Origin of the sequence: Solirubrobacter deserti (assembly GCF_027587175.1) — a bacterium.
In the GTDB taxonomy this organism is placed as follows: Bacteria; Actinomycetota; Thermoleophilia; order Solirubrobacterales; family Solirubrobacteraceae; genus Solirubrobacter; species Solirubrobacter deserti.
Map to the genome: position 1 here is coordinate 59,818 of NZ_JAPCID010000045.1, position 7,821 is coordinate 67,638.

Annotated in this window: 9 protein-coding genes and 1 pseudogene; 8 read left to right on the top strand and 2 right to left on the bottom strand. The window is 69.7% G+C overall.

Annotated elements, in window-relative coordinates:
* Positions 1-131 precede the first annotated feature (131 nt).
* The 5 genes from OJ962_RS25210 (at position 132) to OJ962_RS25230 (ending at position 4,443) form a co-directional block, all read left to right on the top strand.
* On the top strand, positions 132-707 hold the full coding sequence (locus OJ962_RS25210; RefSeq protein WP_202958181.1) for a CAP domain-containing protein: 576 nt from the start codon (positions 132-134) through the stop codon (positions 705-707).
* Positions 704-955, top strand: coding sequence for a hypothetical protein (locus OJ962_RS25215; RefSeq protein WP_202958180.1), 252 nt, complete (start codon positions 704-706; stop codon positions 953-955). The genes OJ962_RS25210 and OJ962_RS25215 overlap by 4 nt, the downstream gene beginning before the upstream one ends.
* Positions 956-1,099: 144 nt before the next feature.
* Positions 1,100-2,233, top strand: coding sequence for an ice-binding family protein (locus tag OJ962_RS25220; RefSeq protein WP_202958179.1), 1,134 nt, complete (start codon positions 1,100-1,102; stop codon positions 2,231-2,233).
* Positions 2,230-2,946 carry a L,D-transpeptidase gene (locus tag OJ962_RS25225; RefSeq protein WP_202958178.1) on the top strand — a complete coding sequence of 239 codons (717 nt, stop codon included), beginning with the start codon at positions 2,230-2,232 and terminating at the stop codon, positions 2,944-2,946. Before OJ962_RS25220 ends, OJ962_RS25225 begins: the two co-directional genes overlap by 4 nt.
* Before the next feature lie 816 nt (positions 2,947-3,762).
* Positions 3,763-4,443 carry a hypothetical protein gene (locus tag OJ962_RS25230; RefSeq protein WP_270006686.1) on the top strand — a complete coding sequence of 227 codons (681 nt, stop codon included), beginning with the start codon at positions 3,763-3,765 and terminating at the stop codon, positions 4,441-4,443.
* 1,335 nt (positions 4,444-5,778) lie between these two features.
* Here OJ962_RS25230 and OJ962_RS25235 read toward each other — a convergent pair.
* Positions 5,779-5,952, bottom strand: a complete 174-nt coding sequence (locus tag OJ962_RS25235) for a hypothetical protein (RefSeq protein ID WP_202958175.1) — start codon at positions 5,950-5,952, stop codon at positions 5,779-5,781.
* Positions 5,953-6,155: 203 nt separating this feature from the next.
* On the opposite strand from OJ962_RS25235, the gene OJ962_RS25240 reads away from it, so the two are divergent.
* The 3 genes and pseudogenes from OJ962_RS25240 (at position 6,156) to OJ962_RS25245 (ending at position 7,314) form a co-directional block, all read left to right on the top strand.
* On the top strand, positions 6,156-6,455 hold the full coding sequence (locus OJ962_RS25240) for a transposase (protein ID WP_202958174.1): 300 nt from the start codon (positions 6,156-6,158) through the stop codon (positions 6,453-6,455).
* 269 nt (positions 6,456-6,724) lie between these two features.
* Positions 6,725-6,973 (top strand): annotated as a pseudogene (locus tag OJ962_RS34530) (DDE-type integrase/transposase/recombinase); the annotation flags it as partial.
* A 17-nt stretch (positions 6,974-6,990) separates the two neighbouring features.
* A complete protein-coding gene (locus OJ962_RS25245; protein WP_202958172.1) occupies positions 6,991-7,314 on the top strand; it encodes an integrase core domain-containing protein in 324 nt (107 codons plus the stop codon).
* Positions 7,315-7,480: 166 nt separating this feature from the next.
* Here the strand turns inward: OJ962_RS25245 and OJ962_RS25250 are convergent, their stop codons facing one another.
* Complete coding sequence (locus tag OJ962_RS25250) at positions 7,481-7,699, bottom strand: hypothetical protein (RefSeq protein ID WP_270006687.1); 219 nt, start codon at positions 7,697-7,699, stop codon at positions 7,481-7,483.
* Positions 7,700-7,821 lie beyond the last annotated feature (122 nt).

The window sequence follows — 7,821 nt, forward strand, 5'->3', positions numbered from 1 at the left end:
ATGCGGTGAGCGTTGGCCATCAAGGTCGGCGGCTTCCGCTGGATTGCGCCCGTCTCGAGCACCGGCTCGTTCGGCCGCGGGGACCGCTCAGCGCATTCGCTCTCCCGGCTCAAAGAACGGAGACGACGCCCATGCGTTCGTCCCTCTCCACGCTGCTTCCTCGCGCATTGCTCTGCAGTGCGTTCCTCACCGCCCTCGGCTTTGCCGCCAGCGCGTCGGCGCACGCCACCACCCCGGTCGTCAAGGGGCTATGTCCGTCGGCCGACGTCGCCCTGACCGCGACCAACAACGACCAGATCCGCGGCAGCATGTGCCTGGCCAACACCGAGCGCACGGCGCGCGACTTGTCGCCGCTGCGCGAGAACCACAAGCTGCACAACGCCGCGCAGGGCCACTCGTCGGACATGGTCCGACGCAGCTACTTCGCGCACACCGCGCCGAGCGGCGCCACCTTCGTGGATCGCATCGTCCGCGCCGGCTACACCGCGCGCGGCGACGGCTGGTCGCTCGGCGAGAACCTGGCCTGGGGAACCGGCGACCTCGGGACCGCCCGTGGCATCCACACGGCCTGGATGCGCTCCAGCGGACATCGCGCCAACATCCTCAAGCCCGCCTATCGCGAGGTCGGGATCGGCATCCAAGCCGGGATTCCCAAGGACGCCGGGGTCGGCGCCACGTTCACAGCCGACTTCGGCGTGACGCTATGACCGTCCCCGACAAAAGCCGCGCCGAGCGCGAAGCGTGGCACCGCCTTGACGTGTGCTGTCGGCCGGCGCTGGCGCGAACCCACATCACCGTGCTCGGCGTCCTCGACCGCACGACCATCGAGGACATCGACGACGCGGCCGCGACCGCCGCGGCCAGCGCGCACGCACTGACGTTCGACCTGACGCAGATCAGCACCGTCACACCGGGCGCACTCGACGAGCTTCTCCGCCGCGGCTGCCAGTCATAGGGCCGCGCCACCGCGAGGCATCGCCGCACCCACCACAGTCCCCCAGTACGCCTTCGCGTGCCGGCTTCGAAGACATTGCCCGCGCAGCCCGCCGGCAGAAAGGCTCACATGTCCCATACGATCCGTCCTAACCGCCTTCGGTGCTTGGGAACGGTCCTCGCCGTCGGGTGCGCGTTGCTCGCCGTCCCGGCTGGCGCCTCCGCAGCACCGGTCAACCTGGCCACCGCCTCGCCCTTCGTGGTCCTCGGAGGGTCGGCGGTCACCAACACCGGACCGTCCGTGCTCAACGGCGAGCTCGGTGTGTGGCCCGGCACCGCTTTGACGGGCTTCGGCATCGCAACCCTCAACGGCGCGGTGCACGCCAACGACGCCGTCGCCCAACAAGCGCAGGCCGACCTGACCAACGCCTATGGCGTCGCCGCGGGGCAGCCGCTGACCTCCGATCTCTCGGGCACCGACCTGGGCGGCCTGTTGCTCACCCCCGGTGCCTACAGGTTCACGTCCTCGGCTCAGTTGACCGGCACGCTCACGCTCGACGCGCAGAACAACCCGGACGCGCAGTTCGTGTTCCAGATCGGGTCCGCGCTCACGACGGCGAGCGTCAGCCGGGTCAACCTCGTCGGTGCCGCGACGCCGTGCAACGTCTACTGGCAGATCGGCACGAGCGCGACGCTCGGTACCGGCACGGCGTTCCAAGGCAACCTGATGGCCGCCGCGTCGATCTCGCTCAACAACGCCGCCACCGTCCAGGGGCGCCTGCTTGCGTCCAGCGGGCAGATCAGCCTCATCAACAACGTCATCGACGCCTCGATGTGCCCGGGCACGTCGTCGGCCCCGCCCGAGCCGCCGGTCACGCCCGAGCCGCCGGTCACGCCCCTGCCGCCGACGGGCCTCACGGCTCCAGGTTCCGCTCCCGGGTCCCCCACGGCGCCGGGCGCGGGCGGCACCAGGACCGTGACCCGTAACGGCACCGCGGTGTGGACCCGCACGCCGCCGAGAGCAGTGTCCGGGCAGCCCGCCTGCGCGGCCGGCTTCACCGCAACCATCCGCGGCCGCCAGATCGAGCGCGTCGTGTACCGCCTCGACGGCCGCGTCGTCCGTGGGGCCAGCAAGTCTCCGTTCCGCCTGTTCGTCCGCGGCCTGCCCGGGCGCCACAAGGTCACAGCGCGAGTGACCTTCAAGGACGCCACGCCGGCGCGCACGCTGACGCTCGGATACCGCGCGTGCGCGTCCGTCGCGTTGCGCCCGACGTACGGACCGGCGCGTTTCACAGGATGACCGTCACCTATTCCTCCGGCCTCGGCCGGGGGAAGCTGGCGCTCCTCGGCCTCACGCTGATCACGGCGACCGGTGCGGGCACGACGCCCGCTCGAGCCGCCGTTCCCGCCGAGCAACCGCTGGTCGTGTTGAGCGGGCCGCACGTCGCCCGAACTGCTCCGCGCGCGAGCGCGAACACCGTCGAGACCGTGTCCGCCCGCCGCCCACTGACCCGTGTGCGCACAGTCCTGCCCGTCATTGGACCCGCCCGTCGCGGGTGGGTACGGGTGATGCTTCCCGGGCGCCCCAACGGGCACAAAGCCTGGATCCGCACGTACCGCACCGAGCCCACGTCGACCCCGTGGCACCTGCACGTCGACCTCTCCCAGCGCAGCGTCACCGCCTACCGCAACGGCGCCCGACAGCGGCGCTTTCGAGCCATCATCGGAGCGCCCGCCACCCCGACGCCACGTGGCCGGTCATTCATCGAAGAGACCATGCGCCTGTCCGCCACGGCCGCAGGCGGACCCTACGCCCTCGCCACCAGCGCCCGCTCGGACGTCCTCCAAGAATTCGCCGGTGGACCCGGACAGATCGCGCTCCATGGCACCAACCACCTCACCGGCACGCTCAGCAGCAACGTCTCGCACGGCTGCGTACGCCTCAGCGACACCGCCATCCGCTGGCTCGCCGAACGGATCGGCCCAGGCGTCCCCGTGACCACGACCAATTGAGCGCCACCAGACCCACACCGCACAAGACGCCACCCACGGACCGGCCAGCCGAGACGTAGGAAGTCCCTTGAGGCTCCCGCCGCCAGCCGGGGACATAAGGCCAGCTCGAAGGCGCGCGGGCGCGTGGGCGGCGTAGGCCAGGAGCGGCTGTGTGGCAGGGTCGAGTGGCCCCCTTGCGCCGCCCTGACCCTGTGTTTCGTCGGCGCGAAACCAGCGGCAAGACCAGATCACTTGAGTGGAGAGCGCGAGCGCGCGGGTGAGCGCCACGAATTCAAGCGCCCGTCTGGGCCCCGATGTCCGGGGCCCTTCCGGGACTACAGGCTCCGAATGAGGAGCAGCAGCAACACGAGGCACAGAAGGATAAGCGCCTCAGTCATCGTGGCCTCCTTAGCCCTAAGAAGGCGCTCCTTGCGAGGGAGTCTCGATTGACGGAGCCGATGCTTCAGCAACGGAGAGGTCAGTCCCAGACGTTCGAGGACGCACAACCCGCCTTCGCGGGCGCGACGGCACTCGTCCCTGCGCTGGACCGTACTCTCGTCGCTGCGTGCGCGGATCTGGGAGTGTCCTGAAGGAACGCGGCGCGTTGCGCGTCGGCGGCGACGGACGGCGGCTGGAGCTTCCGCATGGCCCGCGACTACGCGTCCGAGTGCCAAGGCGCTCGCCTTCCAGTTCGCGCTGAACCGGCTCACGGTCCTGAACCTGATCGCGCTCGGAGCTGACGATCCGCGTCACGCCGAGTTATGACGCGGAGGCCTCGAGCCGCTCCTCGCCCGGCTGAAATGAGTTGCACGTCCGAACCGGTGAGACGCGTGCCGCGTGCCGCGTCTTCTTTCGGACCTGCGTCTGACTACGTTCGAGCGTCGTGGGCGACCTGCGTCACATCTCGCGTGTTCGGTCACGGCGAGCCGGCGCGCGGCCGACAGTCAGGAGCGCAGTCGCATGCTGAGAAGACTCGGACCGATGACCGCGATGCTCGCGATCTCCGTCATGACGTTTGGCGCCACGGCCCGCGGCGCCGAACGCACTGTGGCGGCCACGTCCGCCACAGTGACGATGGGCACGGGCGGCACCGTCGCCGAGACGCTCTCGCTGTCGCTGCCGTCGACCGAGGTGCGGATGACGTTCCCGAACGCGTTCACCGGCGAGCAGACGACTGACCGCACGCTCACCGTCACATCGACCGCCGGCAACGCGGTCCTGCGCGTGGCGGACGCGAGGACTGCCACTCCCACCCGTCTCGTCGCGTTCGGCCCTCGCCAATGGATCTGGTACCTCCAGCGGCCCCTGCAGGTGGCCGCCACGAGCGCCAGCGGCACCGGGCAGCCGTACTCCGTCGTCGGTGGCTTCACCGAGCCGACCGCCATCCAGACGTGGTCCGCTCCCGTGGCGAACGAGCCGGTCGCAGTGACGTTCAAGCAGGAGGTAGCCGGCGAAGCGATCAGCGGGCTGCCCTATACCGCAACGCTCGTTTTCTCGCTCACGACGACGGATCCTTGAGGCCCGAAGCTACAGCAAGACGGGCTCTTCTTCCCTGCGCGCGCGCCGAGTGGGCGGCGCGCGCCTCGTTAGGCCGCGCGGGCGCGCTGGTCGGTGTCGACGTCGTCGTGGAGTTCACGCGCGGCTGACCGCCTCACGCACCGGCGCGGGACCACGGCGCCCGTCCGTCGGCGTTCATCCTGCGTGACCAGGCCGAGGACCTGCTCAGCGCGCCAGACGTGGCGGCCGTCGAGCCCGCGCGGATCATCTACGGCGCCTAGCTGCGGTTGCCCGTGCCCGTCGGCGACGGCTGGCGGCGACGAAGCCCGGCGCCGGCGGCTGCCGGGCGTCCCGCGCGTGATCGTGCTCCGCTGGACGCCCCTCAAGCTGCTCGGAGTCCCGAGCCGCTACATGTCATGAGTCCCGTTCGAGGGCGCTCGGTCCTGAACGCTTCCCAGCCCGGCCGCCCGACATTCCAGCGCGGTCGCTGGCGGAGCGGGCGGGTGCGACCACTGCGGCGGCCGGCCGACGCAAACCACACCGAGTCCCAGGCCGTCGGCGGAGAGTAGGCCAACGCTCCCCACGCCGTAGCGGATAGCCGTTCGCGCCTGCGGGTGCGAACGATCTCGCTGTCACCGGAGACTAAGGGACGCTAGACGTGCCGCAGGCTTTGAGCGACGACAACATCCGGCAGCCCAGAGTCCATGGCGGCACGCCGAAGCCACAAGAACTCGTCACCCGTGGTGCTCGCGAACGACGCTCCGGCGATCGACCATGGGCGAGCCTGCCCGTGCGTGCGTCCGCGCGCGCCAGGCCGGATATCACGGTTTCGGACGGTCGGCGGAGCCGGGACAGTCGCAGGCCGTGACCGCGAGCAGCCCACTCCAGGGGCGAACGAAGCGACCCTTTCGACCTCGCCTCGTTCATCGGCGCTGCGACTCGGGCCGGCGTCTAAAACGGCGTGTGGAAGATGTCGCGATCGTTCTCGTCGATCCTGCAGTTCGCAGCCTTAATCGGATGCCGGCGACCTTCTGCAACAAGGACGTAGACGCGCCCTTCATCAGCGCTGCCCGTCGCAGCTCGTATTGCGGCACGGTCCGCCTCTGACCCGTGCTCGAGGACGATGCCGTGTAGGTGGCAAGGCGCGGACAAGTACTCCGCGCCGGTGAACACCAAGTCGATGTTGCGCGTTGACCGCAGGACCTCGCGGGCTGCGGACAAGCCAAAGAGCCGTGGCTGACCCGGTACTCCCGTTGAAAGCGCCGGTCGGGGCAGGACGGCGATCGCCAGACCGACATACCCGCGGACCTGCACAGCGCCTCGCGACGTTTGCGCCTGTCCGGAGCCGGCGCGAGGCTACACCCCGAGGCTGTCGAGCGTCTCGCCCATGACGACCAATTGGCTACGAATCTCGGGCAGCAGATCATCGGTCTTGCTGTCGTCCAGCTGAGCCAGCGCGGCCTGAGCAGCCAACGTCCGCGCCTGCAACTCGAGATGCGCCAAGAGCCGTTCGTTCTCCTGAGGGTTCATCTCGCCACCATAAGCAGGGCTCGCGCGAAACGCTCTGGCCACGTCCGCAATGGGCGCCGCCGGGGCTCGACGTGGCGCGGACCCCGATCGGTTGTTGACAGTTCTCTGATCCTGTTTGAGAGGACTTCTCCCGCTCTGTGCTGGCGTGAAGCTCCGTCCGGGCGGGATCGGAGGATGGCTGCTCTACTGATCGAGAGGATCCGTTGAGCGAGACCCGCAAGTACCGCAAGTTCAGCGCGCAGCAGAAGACCGAGATCGTGCTCGCGTCGCTGCGCGGCCCGAAGACCGTCGCGCAGCTCTGCCGCGAGCACGAGATCTCCGAGAGCCTGCTGCGCAAGTGGCGCGAGCAGTTCCTCGCGGCTGGCGCCGAACGCCTGTCCGGGAAGCCCGAGCGCACCGAAGTCGACGAGCTCCGGGGTCAGGTCGCCAAGCTCGAGCGCGCTCTGGGTCGCAAGACGATGGAGGTGGAGGTCGCGGGGGAACTCTTGCGGGGCTGGGAGTGAGTGAGCGCGTCACCCGGTCCCGCGAGTTGGTCGCGCAAGGTCGCCCCGCCGCCCTGGTCGCCAGGGTCGCGGGCATCAGCCGCCAAGCCATCTACCGCCGCCCGCGCCGCCCGCCGCGCGGCCACCGGCGCCCGTTGGACGAGCTCGACCGGGTGGTGTTGGCCGTCGCGCGCGAGGACGAGCACGCCACGGACGGCACGCGGATGATCGCCGCGATCGCTTCGCGGCGCGCGGGCAAGCCGATCAACCGCAAGCGCTGCCAGCGGTTGATGCGCGAGCACCGGCTGCTGCAACCGGTCCGCAGCGAGGGTCGCCGGCGCCGGCCGGGCTTCTTTCAGGTCACCCGCCCGGACGAGCTCTGGCATCTGGACATGACCAGCGTCTGGGTCGCCGAGCACGGCTGGACCTATCTGAACGCCGCGATCGACTGCTGCACGCGCGAGATCGCTGGCTGGTCCTTGGACCTGCGCTGCCGCCAGCAAGAAGCGACCGCGGTCATCGAGCACGCTGCCGTCGAGCGCGGCATCGCTCCGGCATGCTCACGCTCGAAACCGACAACGGCAGCGCCTACACCAGCCGAAAGTTCCGCGGCCGCCTCAGCGAGCTCGGGATCACGCATCGCCGCGGCGGCTACCGCGACCCCGAGAGCCAGGCCTTCATCGAGTCCTGGTTCTCAAAGCTCAAGCTGCGCTGCATCTGGCGCGAAGAGTTCGAGACCCTCGACCAAGCCCGCGCCACGATCGGCGCCTACATCGCCTCCTACCACCACCGCCCGCACAGCGGCCTGGCCTACAAGACCCCGGCCGAGGTCGCCCACACCTGGAAAGATCACGACGACCACCTAACCCCCGCAGCCTGACTGACAACACCAACGGGGTCCACGCCAGGGCGCTCTTCGACGAAGGGACCCTTCTCACCGCTTGCTTTGTAGCCCGGCTCTCCGCCAGGTTTGCGTGCGTCAGCGCTTGGACTAGTGTGTCTCGCCGAACGGCGACTCGGCTCCAGGCCTAGTCGATCCGACGCACTTAGGGCACGGGCGGTCCGGCGTCTTCGCGTCGGCTGCGCTGCCAGGCCTCGAGAAGCGCGCCGACGATCACGATCGTGATCCCGGAGACCAGCCCGACCGCCCACGAGGGAAGATCGGCGTAGGCGAGCGCACCCGCGGTGAGCACCGCCGCAACGACCAGTACCGCGCGACCCCACGGCGGCAGTTCCCACGGCTGCCAGCTCCAAAGTCGTCGCACCGGCGCAGCGTAGTTCATGCGACGCCAGCATCAACGGCCGAGCACCGAAGTAGTGCTTCTCGACGGTTGCGTACCTTTGAACGGCCCAGTCCTGGCCCGCGCTACTGCCGGTACCTCCGGCG

What these genes read in the sequence shown, in the direction of transcription:
- OJ962_RS25225 (WP_202958178.1), top strand. Translation starts at nt 2,230, where the DNA reads ATGACCGTCACCTATTCCTCCGGCCTCGGCCGGGGGAAGCTGGCGCTC.
- OJ962_RS25210 (WP_202958181.1), top strand. Translation starts at nt 132, where the DNA reads ATGCGTTCGTCCCTCTCCACGCTGCTTCCTCGCGCATTGCTCTGCAGT.
- OJ962_RS25245 (WP_202958172.1), top strand. Translation starts at nt 6,991, where the DNA reads ATGCTCACGCTCGAAACCGACAACGGCAGCGCCTACACCAGCCGAAAG.
- OJ962_RS25235 (WP_202958175.1), bottom strand. Translation starts at nt 5,952, where the DNA reads ATGAACCCTCAGGAGAACGAACGGCTCTTGGCGCATCTCGAGTTGCAG.
- OJ962_RS25215 (WP_202958180.1), top strand. Translation starts at nt 704, where the DNA reads ATGACCGTCCCCGACAAAAGCCGCGCCGAGCGCGAAGCGTGGCACCGC.